Source organism: Amycolatopsis sp. cmx-11-51, assembly GCF_047608665.1.
Taxonomy (GTDB): Bacteria; Actinomycetota; Actinomycetes; order Mycobacteriales; family Pseudonocardiaceae; genus Amycolatopsis.
In genome coordinates this window covers 1-14,141 of the sequence record NZ_JADNQO010000034.1, presented here as the reverse complement: position 1 = coordinate 14,141, position 14,141 = coordinate 1, and the positions used below count along the sequence as shown (strand labels likewise).

Annotated in this window: 15 protein-coding genes and 1 pseudogene; 5 read left to right on the top strand and 11 right to left on the bottom strand. The window is 68.3% G+C overall.

Translation table 11 applies throughout. The annotated features are described in order from the left end of the window. Positions 1-236 precede the first annotated feature (236 nt). A complete protein-coding gene (locus ACM6LU_RS39040) occupies positions 237-368 on the top strand; it encodes a hypothetical protein (protein WP_414942900.1) in 132 nt (43 codons plus the stop codon). Here the strand turns inward: ACM6LU_RS39040 and ACM6LU_RS39035 are convergent. The 3 genes from ACM6LU_RS39035 to ACM6LU_RS39025 all read right to left on the bottom strand — a co-directional run bounded on the left by ACM6LU_RS39035 (position 358) and on the right by ACM6LU_RS39025 (position 2,413). Then, a complete protein-coding gene (locus ACM6LU_RS39035) occupies positions 358-555 on the bottom strand; it encodes a hypothetical protein (protein WP_414942899.1) in 198 nt (65 codons plus the stop codon). The two genes, ACM6LU_RS39040 and ACM6LU_RS39035, sit on opposite strands and share 11 nt — an antisense overlap. 55 nt (positions 556-610) lie before the next feature. Further along, a complete protein-coding gene (locus ACM6LU_RS39030) occupies positions 611-1,363 on the bottom strand; it encodes a trypsin-like serine protease (RefSeq protein ID WP_414942898.1) in 753 nt (250 codons plus the stop codon). 75 nt (positions 1,364-1,438) lie between these two features. After that, positions 1,439-2,413, bottom strand: a complete 975-nt coding sequence (locus ACM6LU_RS39025; RefSeq protein ID WP_414942897.1) for a LysR family transcriptional regulator — start codon at positions 2,411-2,413, stop codon at positions 1,439-1,441. Between the two features lie 113 nt (positions 2,414-2,526). On the opposite strand from ACM6LU_RS39025, the gene ACM6LU_RS39020 reads away from it, so the two are divergent. Further along, positions 2,527-3,501 carry a M64 family metallopeptidase gene (locus ACM6LU_RS39020; RefSeq protein WP_414942896.1) on the top strand — a complete coding sequence of 325 codons (975 nt, stop codon included), beginning with the start codon at positions 2,527-2,529 and terminating at the stop codon, positions 3,499-3,501. A gap of 96 nt (positions 3,502-3,597) precedes the next feature. Beyond that, entirely contained in the window at positions 3,598-3,738 is a 141-nt protein-coding gene (locus ACM6LU_RS39015; protein WP_414942895.1) for a hypothetical protein, read from the top strand. A gap of 32 nt (positions 3,739-3,770) precedes the next feature. On the opposite strand, the gene ACM6LU_RS39010 is transcribed toward ACM6LU_RS39015, so the two are convergent. The 5 genes and pseudogenes from ACM6LU_RS39010 to ACM6LU_RS38990 form a co-directional block, all read right to left on the bottom strand. Next, a complete protein-coding gene (locus tag ACM6LU_RS39010; protein WP_414942894.1) occupies positions 3,771-4,832 on the bottom strand; it encodes an LLM class flavin-dependent oxidoreductase in 1,062 nt (353 codons plus the stop codon). Between the two features lie 262 nt (positions 4,833-5,094). Next, positions 5,095-5,715, bottom strand: coding sequence for a SecDF P1 head subdomain-containing protein (locus ACM6LU_RS39005; protein ID WP_414942893.1), 621 nt, complete (start codon positions 5,713-5,715; stop codon positions 5,095-5,097). A gap of 211 nt (positions 5,716-5,926) precedes the next feature. After that, positions 5,927-6,805: a hypothetical protein gene (locus ACM6LU_RS39000; protein ID WP_414942892.1), complete on the bottom strand. Its 879-nt coding sequence runs from the start codon at positions 6,803-6,805 to the stop codon at positions 5,927-5,929. Between the two features lie 12 nt (positions 6,806-6,817). Next, positions 6,818-8,113: a choice-of-anchor B family protein gene (locus ACM6LU_RS38995; protein WP_414942891.1), complete on the bottom strand. Its 1,296-nt coding sequence runs from the start codon at positions 8,111-8,113 to the stop codon at positions 6,818-6,820. Between the two features lie 91 nt (positions 8,114-8,204). Beyond that, a pseudogene (locus ACM6LU_RS38990) lies at positions 8,205-8,486 on the bottom strand (o-succinylbenzoate synthase); the annotation flags it as partial. Here ACM6LU_RS38990 and ACM6LU_RS38985 point away from each other — a divergent pair. After that, positions 8,436-8,894 (top strand): hypothetical protein, encoded by a 459-nt coding sequence (locus tag ACM6LU_RS38985; RefSeq protein WP_414942901.1) that lies wholly within the window; start codon positions 8,436-8,438, stop codon positions 8,892-8,894. The pseudogene ACM6LU_RS38990 and the gene ACM6LU_RS38985 overlap by 51 nt on opposite strands. On the opposite strand, the gene ACM6LU_RS38980 is transcribed toward ACM6LU_RS38985, so the two are convergent. The 3 genes from ACM6LU_RS38980 to ACM6LU_RS38970 form a co-directional block, all read right to left on the bottom strand. Next, positions 8,891-10,465 (bottom strand): succinic semialdehyde dehydrogenase, encoded by a 1,575-nt coding sequence (locus ACM6LU_RS38980; RefSeq protein ID WP_414942890.1) that lies wholly within the window; start codon positions 10,463-10,465, stop codon positions 8,891-8,893. The two genes, ACM6LU_RS38985 and ACM6LU_RS38980, sit on opposite strands and share 4 nt — an antisense overlap. A 64-nt stretch (positions 10,466-10,529) precedes the next feature. Further along, complete coding sequence (locus ACM6LU_RS38975; RefSeq protein ID WP_414942889.1) at positions 10,530-12,188, bottom strand: GMC family oxidoreductase; 1,659 nt, start codon at positions 12,186-12,188, stop codon at positions 10,530-10,532. 158 nt (positions 12,189-12,346) lie between these two features. Further along, positions 12,347-13,522, bottom strand: a complete 1,176-nt coding sequence (locus ACM6LU_RS38970; protein WP_414942888.1) for an acyl-CoA dehydrogenase family protein — start codon at positions 13,520-13,522, stop codon at positions 12,347-12,349. A gap of 103 nt (positions 13,523-13,625) precedes the next feature. Between ACM6LU_RS38970 and ACM6LU_RS38965 the strand changes: the two genes are divergently transcribed. After that, on the top strand, positions 13,626-14,018 hold the full coding sequence (locus ACM6LU_RS38965) for a hypothetical protein (RefSeq protein WP_414942887.1): 393 nt from the start codon (positions 13,626-13,628) through the stop codon (positions 14,016-14,018). Positions 14,019-14,141 lie beyond the last annotated feature (123 nt).

The following is a 14,141-nucleotide window of genomic DNA, read 5'->3' as shown; positions in this document are numbered from 1 at the left end:
TGATCGGTCAAACGACGCGCCCGAACTGGTTTTGCCATCCACCCAGACTGACGCCCCGACGATCACCCGCCACGAACGCCGACCGGCGTGTCGCCAACCCGGCCAACGTTCATGGACACAGCACTAGAGGACTAAACGCGGGCCATCCTCACCCGGATGGGGTCACCCGGGCAGACCATCCCCGCTGCGGCGACCGCCGGAGAAGCGGAAGGTGATCTTGAAAGGAGGACGGCATCATGGGTAATCACCGACAGCAGAACGCCACCGCATCGCTCCGGATCGCCACCACCGGCCTGCGGGTGTTCGCGATCGTCGTCGCGGTCGCGGCTTGCGCCTGGCTCGCGCTTTGGCTCGCGTTCACCCTCTGAGCCCGGACGGAGCCGTGCCCGGTTGAGGTCCCGGCTCGGGGAGCGGTTCGGGAACCCCGGGGTCCGGCAGCGGCTCGGGCTTCCCCGGGTCCGGCACCGGCTCGGGAATACCGGGATCGGGCATTCCGGGATCCGGCGGCATGGGGTTCGGCGGCGCCGGAGGCGCGGTCATTCGCTCGGTCGTCATAGTGGTACCTCCTGGTCACGCAGCTACCCGTTGGATCACCGGCCGAAACGACCCGCTAGGCCGTTTGGCTGGCGATCCAGTCCGCGACGACGTCGGCGCGGGAGGTCGTCTCGACCCCGGCGTGCGGGCAATTCGGCCCGGTGGTTTCCAGCGAGACCAACGCGCCGCTCCTGCCTCCCGGGACGAAGTACGGCGCGCCCGAGTCGTAGGTGCAGGCGCTGGTCGTGATCGCCGGGGCCGCGCCGCGGACGCCCACGGTCGTCGGGGCCACCGTGGCCACCTGGACGGCGCCCTGCTGCATCCGGGTCGCCGGAGCGGGATTCGTCGCGGTCAGGCTGCCCCAGCCCGCCAGTGTCAGCTGCTGGCCGACCTTGGGGAGCACGCGGTTCACCGTCAGCGGGGTCACTGTGGTCACCGGGGTGTCCAACTTGAGGAGGGCGACGTCGTTTTCCTTCGCCTGCACCACTTCGATCGCCTTGCGGGCCACGCCCGACTCCGTCGCTTCGTCGACCAGGCCCAGCGTCACCATGGTCGGATACGGCATCTTGCCCGAAACCCGCTTGCGGTGCGCGTCGTGGAAGCAGTGCCCGGTGGTGATGACCCAGCCGGGCGAGACCAGCGCCCCCGTGCAGTAACTGCTGTAGGTCGAGCCGTCGGGGCGAGGGATCTTCGTCATCGCGATCTTCGCGACGAACCCGAACTGCCCTGGTGGGACATCGGAGCCGTGGGCTACGTCCGGCGCGGCGAGCGCGGCCGGAGCGGTGATGATGGTCAGGACAGCGGCGGCCAGCAGGGCGCGCAGACGCAATTTCTTACCCTTCGTCGATGAGGTGATCCGAGGCTAGGACCACCGCCCCGACAAGGGGAATTCCCCGACCAGGGGTCACCCGATGGCACGCCGGACGGCGACGGGCTCGCCGCGGCGGGCGAGCCAGTGGCGATAGGTGTGGCTGCTGTCGGTGTCGGAGCGGTAGGCCGCCTCGGCCGCGGCGATCAGAACGTCGCTGTTCCCGCCGAACGCCCCTTCGGTGTTCCAAGCGATCAGATACCGCATCCACAACGGATCTCCCGTGAGAGCGCGGATCGCGATTCCCGGCGTGGCGGGAAAGGTCACCTGGCACGGGGAGGTCGCCCGGCCCGCCGCGATCAGGCGTTGCAGTGGCCGGAGTTCCGTGCTCCGGTGAGCGACCTGGGGCCGGAATCCCGACCGCGCGCAGGCTTCCTCGAAACACTCCGGCCAGCCGGCGCCGTCGGACGGCCCGAGCACCCATCGTTCCCCGGCGAGGTCGGCGAGGTCGATCTCGGCGCCGCGGGCGGCCGGATGGTCCGCCGCGATCGCCACGAACACCGGTTGCGCGGCCAGCGCCCGTAGCGCCACCCCCGGCGCCGGGGGAAGGACGTGACCGGGGTAGTCGGCGACGACGGCGGCGTCGAGTTGCCCGCAGGCCACGAGATCCAGCAGCCGCAGTGGCGAGAACTCGGTGGTCACCGAAACCGCTTGCGCCCGGCCGGAATCACCGAGCCGGTCCGCCAGCTCGACGACCATCGAACCGCCGATCCCGCCCAGCGTGACCGGACGCTTCTCCCCGTCCGCCAGCCAGCGTGCCGCGTCCCGGTGCATCGTGTCCGCCGCGGCGAGGACGGTCCGCGCGCGAGCGAGCACGCATTCGCCGAACGCCGTGGGCACAACCCCTTCCCGGCTGCGGACGAACAGCGTTCCGCCGAACGCGCGCTCGATCCGTTGCACGGCGGCGGTCAACGCGGGCTGGGTGCTCCCGATGCCGATCGCCGCGCGCGTGATGCTGCCCGCGTCGGCCACGGCGCACACCACCCGCAGATGACGTAACTCGACATCCATCACGCGGACCTTATGGCCACTTGGGATGTGCCGGAAGCCGTCGAAAGTCGGGATCGTTTTTCGTACTCCTCTTCTCCCCTCCCTCCTTCCTCCCCTCCCCGCAAGGAGTACGCATGCGACGCGCATGTCTCATGTACGCGCTGACCGCAACTCTCATCGCCGGCCTCGTTCCCGCGACGGCGTCGGCGGCCCCGGCCCCCCGGTTCACGACGTCGATGGAGACCTTCGAACCAGGAGGAACCATCAGCCGGGTGGACGTCACCCGGCCGCTTTCGGACAGAACAGCGGCGCCACAGCAGATCGCGAGCGCCGCCGCGGTGACCCCGATCGAAACCAACGGCCCCAGCGAGAGCACCTTCGACCTGGTCTTCGTCGGTGACGGCTACACCTCAACGCAGCTGGGCACGTATTCGCAGCACGTCCGGTCCAGCATCGCGGCGCTGTTCGCCGTCGAGCCGTACAAGAGCTACCGCAAACAGTTCAACCTCTGGCAGGTCGACGTCGTCTCCGCCCAGTCCGGCGTCACCAACGACCCGACACAGGGAGTGCGGCGCAACACCGCGCTCGGCTCGTACTTCTGGTGCGGCGGCATCGAGCGACTGTTGTGCGTCAACGAGACCAAGGCGAACCAGTACGCCGCGGCCGCGCCGGACGTCGATCAGGTCATCATGCTGGCGAACACCACCAAGTACGGCGGTGCCGGCGGCGGCGTCGCGACTTCCTCGGGCGGCAACGTCCAGGCCAGCCAGATCGTCGCCCACGAACTCGGGCACTCCATCGGCGGACTCGCCGACGAATACGATTACGGCACCTGCGAAACCCGCGAACCCAGGGAGCCCAACGCGTCCGCCCTCACCGCCACGCAGATGCGGGACCGTCGCGCCAAGTGGTACACCTGGCTCGGCAAGCCCTCCCCCGACGGCGGGACGATCGGCGCCTTCGAGGGATCCCGTTACTGCAAGACCGGGATGTACCGCCCCAGCGTGAACTCGCTCATGCGCACGCTCGGGCAGCCCTTCAACCCGCCGAGCACCGAAGCGATGATCGCCGGGTTCCACCGGGAAGCCGCCCAGCGGATCCCTCACTAGCCCGGGCTGGCGGCGAGCCCAGCCGCCGTCTCCCGCGTGAAGCGACGGAAATACCACTGAAAGAACCACGCGCTGCCCCGGCGCGCGATACGTTCCGTGCCAGCGGATCCGTATCCCGCCGCCGGGGGTTTGGCGCAGATCGACGACGGCCTTCGCGACGGCGGGCATGCGCAGGTCCTCGGCGACGGGAACGTGCTCGAACCGCACTGCCAGCCGGAATCCTCCCAGCCGCGGTAGGGCGCTCGGAGTCGAACACCACGGCTTCGAGGCTAGACCGTGCCGAGCAGCTCCTTCACCCGCGGGACGACCTGCTCGCCGTAAAGCCGGATCGATTCCATCCGCTGCTCGTGCGGGAGCGCGCCGGCCCCGTACTTGAGCTGGAATCGCGACAGGCCGAGGGTCCGCACCGCCCAGGCGATCTTTTGCGCGACGGTCTCGGGGGAACCGACGAACAGCGCGCCGCGCGGCCCGGCCATGGCGTCGTAGTCGGCGCGGGACATCGGGCCCCAGCCCCGTTCGGCGCCGATCTTGGCGAAGGCGGCCTGATGGTGCGGGAAATGCTGGGCCACCGCCAGTTCGTCGGTCGCGGCGACGTGTCCCGGGCTGTGCATGGAGATCGGCAGCTCCGCGCGGCCCGCCTCCTTCAAGGCGCGCCGGTACAGGTCAGCCAGCGGTGTGAACCGCTCCGGCGATCCGCCGATCACCGCCATCACCAGCGGCAGGCCGTACGCGGCCGCGCGGACCACCGACTGCGGGGTGCCACCGACCCCGACCCAGGCCGGCAGACTCCCCGATTCGGTGACCGGGAAGGCCTGCGCGCCTTCCAGCGCGGGACGGACGGTCCCGGACCACTCGACCGGTTTCTCCTCCTGCAGATGCGTGAACAGGTCGAGCTTCTCGGCGAAGAGCGCTTCGTAGTCGTCCAGCGAATAGCCGAACAGGGGAAACGACTCGGTGAACGAACCACGGCCGAGCGTGACTTCGGCGCGGCCTCGGGAAACAGCGTCCAGTGTGGCGAACCGTTCGTACACCCGCACCGGGTCGTCCGAACTGAGCACCGTGACCGCCGTGCCCAGCCGGATCCGGTCGGTCCGGCCCGCGATCGCGGCCAGGACGACGTCCGGCGAGGACACCGCCATCTCCGCGCGGTGATGTTCGCCGACACCGAAGTAGTCCACGCCGACCTGGTCGGCGAGCACGCCCTCGGCCACGACCTGGCGGATGGCCTCGGCCTGGCTCACCGGCTGGTCGTCCGCGTCGTTCTCCACATCGCCGAAGGTGTCCAGGCCGAAGGACGGCGCCTGACGGGTGCCCAGGATCTCGTAACCCATTGTCCAACTCCTCAAGTAGTTGAACGCTCAAACGTCCGGGTCGCCGATCGTATTCCGACGCCGGCTGGGTGCTGGACTCGCGTCGCAGGTGTCCGGAAGGCCACAGTCCCCGACGTTCTGAAAGGTGACCTCAGGACAGCCGGACACCCTTCCGCTCACGCCCGCCCGTAATTAGTCCTCTACTTGCGGTTGGGCAGCGGCGGGGAAAGAGTGAGTGTCCCAATGTGGCATTGGGGACACTCACCAGACCCCGGAGGCCGGGTCATCCGCCGGCGATGTCCCGCGCCAGTTGCCGGGCCTCGGGCAGGGTGAACTTGCCGGAGATCTGGGTCTCCCCGCCGGTGATGGCGGACTGGATCATCGGCGCGGTCAGGACGCGGGTCTTCAGCACCATCGCGACCTGTTTGCCGACGTTCGCCGCGGTCCAGTCGGCCCACGTCTTCGCCCCTGCGGGAGTGAAGCTGAGACCGATGATCGTGCCCCCCGACCGGGAATCGAGCTGAGCGTTCGCCTTGCTGAGGTCGGCCCCGGTGAGGAACGCCGGGCCGAGGATGTACTTCGTGCCCTCCTCGCGATCACAGGTGATCAACGGGAGCGCCGGATCGTCGCCGCCGTCCAGAGGATCCGGCCCCTTCGAGCAGTCCAGCGCCGTCGCGGCAGCCTGCTGTTCGGCGGGATCCGTGGTCTGGCGGTTCGCCGCCGAGCCGGTCGCCGGGCCCGGCGGACGCGGAGGGAGCTCGGTCAGGACCGGCCGAAACCGCAGCCGGGATCCGTCTTTGACCACGAACTCGTCGCCGTCGGGCTCCGGTTTACCGGAGACATCGGACTGGCACCCGGTGACACCGAGTAGGACAAGAGCGACCACGACGCCAAGTATCCGCACGGAGCCATTCTGTCGTCCGGCGACCGATTCGTCAGGCGGAATCGGAAAGACGACGCCGCATAGTCCACCCAAGAATCCCGAGCGTTGCCTTGAGTGGCTGATTCGGGGAGGTCGACGGCGCTCCCGAGACCTCGGGGTGCCGTGACCGACCGCGTCCGGCTGCTCTGGGCGCCGGGAGGCCCGGCACCGAAGATCACCGAGGTCGTCCCGGTCAGTCCACCGCGACGGTGATGGCGGCCGTGTGCACCCGCCCGCCGTGGGAGAACTCCAGGAACAGCCGGTATTCCCCCCGATCCGAGAACAGGGAGTGGAAGGTCAGCTCACCGTTGACCAGCACCGCGCCGAGCGGCTGGACCGGATGCAGATGTGTGGCCGACAGCAGCATGCTGTGGAACCCGGTCATATGCCCGTTCGCGCCCAGATGCGGGTCGACCGTCGTGACCAGCGCGCCGTCGGGGCCTCGGATGGCGAAACGGAGAACCTGCGCCCGCGTCACCGAAATCCGGGCCGTCCCGTCCGCCCGCGCCACCCGGTAACCCGTGGCCGTCACGGTGTCGGCGGCGGGTGCGGGCACCGGCACGAAGGTGGTGTCACCGGGCACGGTGAACGGGACGCCGAGCACCACTGGATGCCGCGCGTCCAAGGTGTCGAGCGGGACGAACTCGGCGAACATCCGGTAGGCGCCGCCGTCGGTCAGCGTGAGGCTCGTCTGCCAGGTGTCCCCGTCCAACGTCGGATGCACGTGCTGGAAGACGTTCATGTCGTCCCGCACGGCGAAGAAGTGCATCTGTTTGGTCTGGTTGTCCAGGAATCGCGTGACCGGCCGCCCGTCGGGGCCGAGGATGCGGAACGTGACCGGGACCTCGGGACCCCGCCGGTCGGGCGTGGTGATCCGCTCGAACCGATAGCCGCTTTCCGCCTCCGACAACCCGTCGCTGTGCGCCGCGGGCACCAGGTCCGCCGTGACCACCGGCCGGTGGGCCGAGTGGGCTGGGCCGGGTGTCGGGCGGAGCGCCACGACCACCGCGGCGACTCCGATCACCAGTGCCAGTGCGAGGAACAGCCAATCCCTGAACCGGGGTTTGCGCACGATCGGTCCCGGTCACTTCCCGCCGAGGTTGGGCTTCACCACGACCAGGCCCTGCTCGATACCGTTGACGAGAACGATGCCGCTGGAGAAGTAGGGGTAGTTGCTCCACGCCCCGTTGAAGTTCGCCGCGTTGCCAGCCGGGTAGATGTCGAAGTAGCCGACTTCGGACAACCGCGCCGACGCGACCCCGCTGACGTCCAGGATGCGCAGGCCCGCCTGGTAGTTCGCCTGGTACGAGTAGCGGCCCTTGATGTACTGGTTGTGGTCGATCGCGGTGGCGGGTGAACTGTAGACGCCGGTGTGCACCGGAGCGGACAGCTTGGCCAGGTCCCAGACGTAGGTCTTGGTGCGCTTGTCGGTGCCGCGCTGCTCGTCCAGTTCGTCGTCCAGCAGGAAGTAGCGCTGGTCGTCGGTCAGCCAGCCCTGGTGCGAGTACTGCGCGCCGGAGTAGCCCTTGCGCGAGATCTGGACCGGCCTCGCCTTGTCGGTGACGTCGACGATGGTCAGCGTGTCCTCGTTGGCGTTGAAGCAGATTTCCTTGCCTTGGTAGGCCGCGTCCGGTCCCCGGTAGACGACGCACTGCGTGTCGTGGGTGTAGCCGTCCTGCGACACACAACCCGCTTTGGCCGGGGCCTTCGGGTTCTGGATGTTGACGATATGCGGTCCGCCGCTGCAGGTGTTGGAGCCGATCGCGTAGGCGAAACCGGTCTCCTCGTTGATCGCGATGTTGTGCGCGGGGCCGAATTCCTTGTAGAGGGCGTCGTTGGTGAAGGTCTGCGGCGTGGTGACCGTGCGCAGGCGGGTCAGGTCGAACACCTGCATGCCGTGCCCGGTGATGAAGTCGGCCACGATGAACGCGTGGTTCTTGTACACCTTCATGTCCCGCCACGAACTGCTGCCGCCGTTGGACGGCAGGTTGCCGAGGAACTTCGGGGAGGTCGGTGTGCTCACATCGACGAACGCGGTGCCGTTGGTCCGCCCGACGATGGCGTACTCCTTGCCGGACGAAGGATCGGTCCAGCCCCAGATGTCGTTGCCGTTCCCACCGCCGAGCCTGGACAGCGGAAGCACGCTGAGCAGGTCCACGTTCTTGCACGGATAGATGTCGGCCTTGCCGTCGACACACGGCACGCCAGCCGCGGTGCCGGTGACGGCGTGCCGTTCGGCCGGGACGTGGTCCGCCATGAAGGTCCGGGCCGCCGCCTGCCCCTCGGCCGTCTCGGGGTCGTGCGCGGACGCCGCCGTCATCGACAACACCAACGCGGAGGCCGTCAGCACGGCCAGGCCCATCATGCGCACGATCTTCATCAGGCGCTCCTCACAGGAGAGTCCGAACCCGGTCGGCCTCCGACGATAAGAGTGCGGATCTGCGGTGTATCCCTCCGAAGGTTTGGCGCGTTTAACCGTTTTGCCGGAGCCGGCTGACTTCCCGCACCGATGTCGTGACCGCGTCCAGCACGTCCGGGATCGGTGTGACCCCGAGACCGGGGCCCGTCGGGACGGGCAGGTTCCCGTCCCGCAGGACGAACGGTTCGGTGATGTCGGATTCGTAGTACCGGTCCGAGGCGGAGACGTCGCCGGGGTGCATTCCGCCGCACCACACCGGACCACCGGAAGCGGCGCAGACGTCGTGGATCCGGCGGGCCTGCTCGTCGACATGGGCACCTTCGCCGCCGGGGCGCTCACGCTGTTGTTCGTCCGCTTCCCGAATCTGTCGTTCCGGCGGCGCGAGGAGAACTTCCGCTCGGAGATCCGGAACGGCCGGCAGTTCATCACCCGCCGCCCCGGCCTGCGCGCCGCGCTCCGGTTCTTCGTCATCGACCACGTCTTCCACACCCTGGGTTTCGCCGTGATCACGCCGATGCTGCTGGTGGAGCAGCCCGCGTCGGTGCTGGGCTTGGCGCTGGGCACCGGCGGTGTCGGCGGGCTCACCGGCAGCGCGCTCTTCGGCGGCCTTTCGCCGTTGGTGTCGACCCTGCTGTTCCAGGCGATCGGCAGTGTGTGGCCGACGATCGGGCTGCTGATCGGCATGTGCGTGCTCAGTATCGTCTGTGTGCTGGCCGCGCCCCAACACACCGACGACGTCTAGCGGATACGGAAGCGACGCATGAGTTTCAGCCCGGAAAGCATGCCCTCGACATACTTTTCGTAGGTCTGGCCGCCGCGCGGACCCATGACCTGTTTCTTGAGCACCGCCACGTTCTTGACGTCGGTGTACTTGAGCAGGCCCTGGTCCCCGTGGCGGGCGCCGACGCCGGAACTCTTGACGCCGCCGGACGGTGTGCCCTTGGCGGCGTACGCGGTGGCCAGGATGTCGTTGATGTTGACGTTACCGGACTCGATGCGCGAGGCCACGGCACGCGCGGCGCCGACGTCACCGCCCCAGACCGACGCGTTGAGGCCGTACTCGGTGTCGTTGGCCAACGCGACGGCCTCGTCGACCGTGCGGTACTTGTGCAGTGCGACAACGGGTCCGAAGGTTTCGGTGACCCCGCAGAGCATGTCCTTCGTGACGCCTTCGAGGATCGTCGGTTCGAAGAACGCCGGGCCGAGGTCAGGCCGGGGCTTCCCTCCACAAAGGACGGTCGCCCCCTTGGCCACGGCGTCGTCGACGTGCGACTTGACCCGGCTCAGATGGTCGACGGAGACGAGCGACCCCATGTCGGGCCCGAAGTCGTAAGCGGCGCGGACATCGAGCGTCGCGGTCTTGGCCACGTACGCGTTCTTGAACTCGTCGTAGCGCGACTCAGGCAGGTAGATCCGCTCGATGTGCATGCAGATCTGCCCGGTGTTCCCGAACGCGCCGAAGATCGCGCCCTGTACGGCCTCGTCCAGATCGGCGTCGTCGAGCACGATCATCGGGTTTTTGCCGCCGAGTTCGAGGCAGCAGCCGATGAGGTTGCGGCCCGCCCGTTCGCCGATCACCCGGCCGGTGCCCGTGGAACCGGTGAACATCACGTAGTTCGCCTGGTCGATGAGCGTGGGGCCGACGTCCGGGCCTTCGCCGCACACCACCTGGAACAGGCCCTTCGGGAGCCCGGCCTTCTCCAGCAGCTCGACGCCGTAGAGCGGGGAGAGGGCCGTCTTGTTGTCGGGCTTCAGCACGACCGCGTTCCCGGCCATCAGCGCCGGGACGGCGTCGGAAATGCCGGTGGCGAACGGGAAGTTCCACGGCGCGATGATGCCGACCACGCCCTTGGGCTGCCGGAGTTCGGTCGACGTCGTCAGGAACGGAACCGGACCGCCGCGTTTGGTCGGCGCCAGCAGTTTGGCGGCCCGCGTGAGGTAATGGCTCATCACCATCGCCGGGTCGCAGGTCTCCTCGATCGCCATCCGGCGGTTCTTGCCGCTCTCGGCCTGGATGAGGTCGGTGACGATCGGCGCGTTGTCGACGAAGAGCGTGTGTGCCCGCTTGAACACCTCCAGCCGCTGTTTGAGTGGCGTCGCGGCCCATTTCTCCTGCGCGGCGCGCGCGGTGGTGAACGCCTGCTCGATGTCGTCGGGTGTCGACTGGGGCAGCTCGACGAGCACGTCGCCGGTGTAGACCTCGGTGAGTTTCCAGGTCGCGCCGGACGAGCCCGGCACCCTGGTGACGAGCCGTCGCAGGAACGCGTCGGTCACCGACGCCGGGCGGGTGAGCGCGAGCGGTGTGACGGTCATGGCCCTCTTTCCGTCAATTGTCCGAGTGGCTGTTGGCGAACCCGCGGCCGGTTCACGCGTAGGGTCAATTTCCCTGGCATGTCTCAGCTCCGCCGTCGGGCTCCGAGAGGACGAGCCGCGCGCCCAGCTCGCCGATCATGATGGCCGGCGCGTTGGTGTTGCCGCCGGTGATCGACGGCATGATCGAGGCGTCGCAGACCCGCAGGCCTTCGATGCCGCGGACCTTGAGGTCGGGACCGACGACCGCGAGTTCGTCGACGCCCATCCGGCAGGTGCCGACACCGTGGTACACCGAGGTCGCGCGATTCAGGATCGCGTCACGCAACTCCTGGCCCCGCAACCCCTTGCCCGGGTGGAGCTCTTCCTTGATCGACCCGTTGAACGCCCCCGAGGCGAAGATCTCGCGGACCATCTCCGAACCCTCGCCGAGCACCTCGAGATCGGCCGGGTCGGACAGGTACTGGAAGTCGATGAGCGGCGCCGCCGTCGGATCGGCCGAAGCGAGGCGCAGTGTGCCGCGGCTCTTCGGGTAGATCAGCGTGGTCAGCACGGTGAGCGCGGGCCGCTTGTCGACGTCGTGCCGGATCGGCGCGTCCTGGTTGGGCGTGACGTACGCCCACGGCAGGAGATGCAGCTGCAGGTCCGGGACTTCGGCGGCCTGGGAGGTCTTGAGGAAGGCGACCGCCTCGAAGACCGAGTGCGCCAGGAAGGACGTGCCGGGCCGCATCAGCTCCTTGACGAGGCCGCGCGCGAAGTACGGCGGTGTGCCTTTGTTCTTGCTCGACGACACGTGGAACGTCAGCGCGTGGAACATGTGGTCGTGCAGGTTGTCGCCGACCGGCAGGTCCGCCAGGACGTCGATGCCGTGCTCCTTCAGGTGTTCGGCGTGGCCGATCCCGGACAGCATCAGCAGTTGCGCGGATCCGACGAAACCCGCCGAGAGGATGACCTCCTTGCCTGCCCGCAGCGTGCGCCTGCTTCCGGTCGCGTCGACGACTTCGACACCGACGGCGCGGCCGTTCTCGATCAGCACTTTCTTCGCCAGCACCCCGGACTGGACCTGCAGTGTCGCGGGCGCGAGATGGTGGATGTAGCCGCGCGAGGCGCTGTAGCGCAGGCCGTCGGCGGCGTTCTGCTGCATCCGGCTGACGCCCTCTTGCGACTCGGCGTTGTAGTCGTCGAGGATCTCGCAGCCGATCGCGTCGGCGGTCGCCTGGATGAACTGGAGCGTGCCCTCCTGCGGAAGCTTGTTGCGGGTGACCCTGATCGGCCCGCCCGCGCCCCGGAACTCGCTCTCGCCGTCCTCGAAGTCCTCCATCCGCTTGTACGCGGCGTTGACGCTGTCGGCGTCCCAGCCTTTGTTGCCCTCCGCGGCCCAGGAGTCGAAGTTGGCGCGGTTGCCGCGGACGTAGACCATGCCGTTGATGGAACTGGAGCCGCCGACCACCTTGCCGCGCGGCACCGGCATCCGGCGATCGAGAACGTGTTTCTGTGGCACCGAGTAGTAGCCCCAGTCGAAGGGCTTCTTGAGCTGTGGCACCGCGTGCATCGGGCCGACCAGGCCCGGCTTCTTGACGAGCAGCTTCTCGTCGCTCTTACCCGCCTCCAACACGATCACGCTGGCACCGGACTCCGCCAGCCTGCCCGCGATCGCCGCCCCCGAGCTGCCCGATCCGACGACCACGTAATCGGCCTCGTCGCCGCGCGGCGCCCTGTTCGCCATTTCCGCTCCTCGGTCCGCCCACCGTCCCAGAACTATAACCTGTTCTAGTTCTGTCACCGTATAGCGAGACCGCCCCGTTCCGCAATGCCCGTCTCGTCAAGAAGGTTGGGTCGGCTCCGCTGTGGCCTAAGTCCTGTGGGCGCCGATGAAGTGACGGGTCACGCCTTCTTCTTCTCGGCGCGCACGAGCCCGCCACCGATGATCAAGCGCTGGATCTCGCTGGTGCCTTCGTAGAGCCGCATCAGCCGGACGTCGCGGTAGATACGTTCGACCGCGACCTCCCGCAGGTAGCCGCTGCCGCCGTGAACCTGCACCGCCAGATCCGCGGCCTTGCCCGCCATCTCGGTGCAGAAGAGCTTCGCCGCCGACGGCGCGATCCGGCGATCTTCACCCGTCACGTACAAGCGGGCCGCCTCACGCGCGAGCGCCCGTCCGGCGAGCACCCCGGTCTGCTGATCGGCGAGCATCGCCTGCACCAGCTGGAAATCCCCGATCGGCGTCCCGCCCTGGGTCGCGGTGGCGGCATAGGCGACCGACTCGTCGAGCGCTCGCTGCGCGGCCCCGACAGCCAGGCCCGCCAGATGGATCCGGCCGCGGGCCAACGAGGTCATCGCCGCCTTGTAGCCGACGTCGCCGTCTCCGCCGACCAACGCCTCCGGGCCGACACGGACCTGCGAGAACGCGACATCCGCGGTGCGAGAGCCCTCCTGCCCCATCTTCGCGTCCTTCGCGCCGACCTGAATTCCCGGCGCGTCGGCGGGGACGAGGAAGACCGCGATGCCGGTGCCGGACTCCGACGCGGGCTTCGTTCGCGCGAACACCACGAACAAACCGGCCTCGGTGGCATTGGTGATGAACTGCTTGCCGCCGTCGATGACCCAGCCGTCGCCGTCCGGCTTCGCACTGGTCCGCAGCCCCGCCGGGTTCGAGCCGGCGCCGGGCTCGGTCAGCGCGAACGACGCCACCACTTCACCGGACGCGATGCCGGGCAGCCACCGGTCCCGCTGCCCGTCGGTCCCGAATCCGACCAGTACCTGCCCCGCGATGCCGTTGTTCGTGCCGAACATCGACCGCAGTGACAACGACGTGTAGCCCAGCGCCATCGCCACCTCGACGTCCTGCACGAGGTCCAGTCCGAGCCCGCCCCACTCCTGCGGGATCGCGTACCCGAACAACCCCATCTCCGCCGCCCGCGCCCGTAAATCGGCCGGGATGGCGTCCGTATTCATGATCTCGAGTTCTCTGGGCAGCACGCGGGTGCGCACGAAGTCGTTGATCTGGCCGAGAACGTCCGCGAACACGTCGTCGGGGACGTCGGGATTGCCGCTGTACATGCCCCTCACTATCGATCACCGACCGAGATCGGTCCACCCACGATCAGGTCGAGCACCCGGCACCGGCGAGTGGACGTGGTCGTGAGACCTACCGGAGACCTCGATGTTCGCTTTACCGTCGAGGAATCCCGACTCTCCGAAGGACGCGTCCGTATGCGCACACGTAACGTTTTCCTCCGCCACCAGTGCTATCGCCCTGTGTTTCACGATTCCGGCGACGGCATCCGCCGCCGAAGGCGAATTCACCTACCGCTACTACGCCGCGAACGGGGAAGTGCAGGTCGGCACCCTGATCGATCCGCCGAGCGGCGAATGCATCGAAATTCCCGAAATAGCCGACTGGGACGTCGACGCGTTCCGTCCGCGCAACTACACCGATTCACGGGCAGCGGTGTTCAAGGACGGCGATTGCGCAGGAGAGGACTACTTTTCACTGCGCCCCAACGGTGGGCGCGGTTCGGACAGGCTTCTCCTGCGGTCGGTGATCTTCAGCTAGTGCTGTGACCACATAGGTTGGCCGGGTTGGTTTAGGCGGCGTGGGTGGCGCGTTGGCCCCAGATGTGCTGGCGTTCGCTGCGGACGCGTGCTCGTTCGCGGCGTTGGGCTGCGAGGACGTCGG

Coding starts and splice junctions, on each gene's coding strand:
- ACM6LU_RS39035 (WP_414942899.1), bottom strand. CDS start 555: ATGACGACCGAGCGAATGACCGCGCCTCCGGCGCCGCCGAACCCCATG.
- ACM6LU_RS38995 (WP_414942891.1), bottom strand. CDS start 8,113: ATGAAGATCGTGCGCATGATGGGCCTGGCCGTGCTGACGGCCTCCGCG.
- ACM6LU_RS39010 (WP_414942894.1), bottom strand. CDS start 4,832: ATGGGTTACGAGATCCTGGGCACCCGTCAGGCGCCGTCCTTCGGCCTG.
- ACM6LU_RS38970 (WP_414942888.1), bottom strand. CDS start 13,522: ATGTACAGCGGCAATCCCGACGTCCCCGACGACGTGTTCGCGGACGTT.
- ACM6LU_RS38980 (WP_414942890.1), bottom strand. CDS start 10,465: ATGACCGTCACACCGCTCGCGCTCACCCGCCCGGCGTCGGTGACCGAC.
- ACM6LU_RS39020 (WP_414942896.1), top strand. CDS start 2,527: ATGCGACGCGCATGTCTCATGTACGCGCTGACCGCAACTCTCATCGCC.
- ACM6LU_RS39040 (WP_414942900.1), top strand. CDS start 237: ATGGGTAATCACCGACAGCAGAACGCCACCGCATCGCTCCGGATCGCC.
- ACM6LU_RS38965 (WP_414942887.1), top strand. CDS start 13,626: ATGTTCGCTTTACCGTCGAGGAATCCCGACTCTCCGAAGGACGCGTCC.
- ACM6LU_RS38975 (WP_414942889.1), bottom strand. CDS start 12,188: ATGGCGAACAGGGCGCCGCGCGGCGACGAGGCCGATTACGTGGTCGTC.
- ACM6LU_RS39025 (WP_414942897.1), bottom strand. CDS start 2,413: ATGGATGTCGAGTTACGTCATCTGCGGGTGGTGTGCGCCGTGGCCGAC.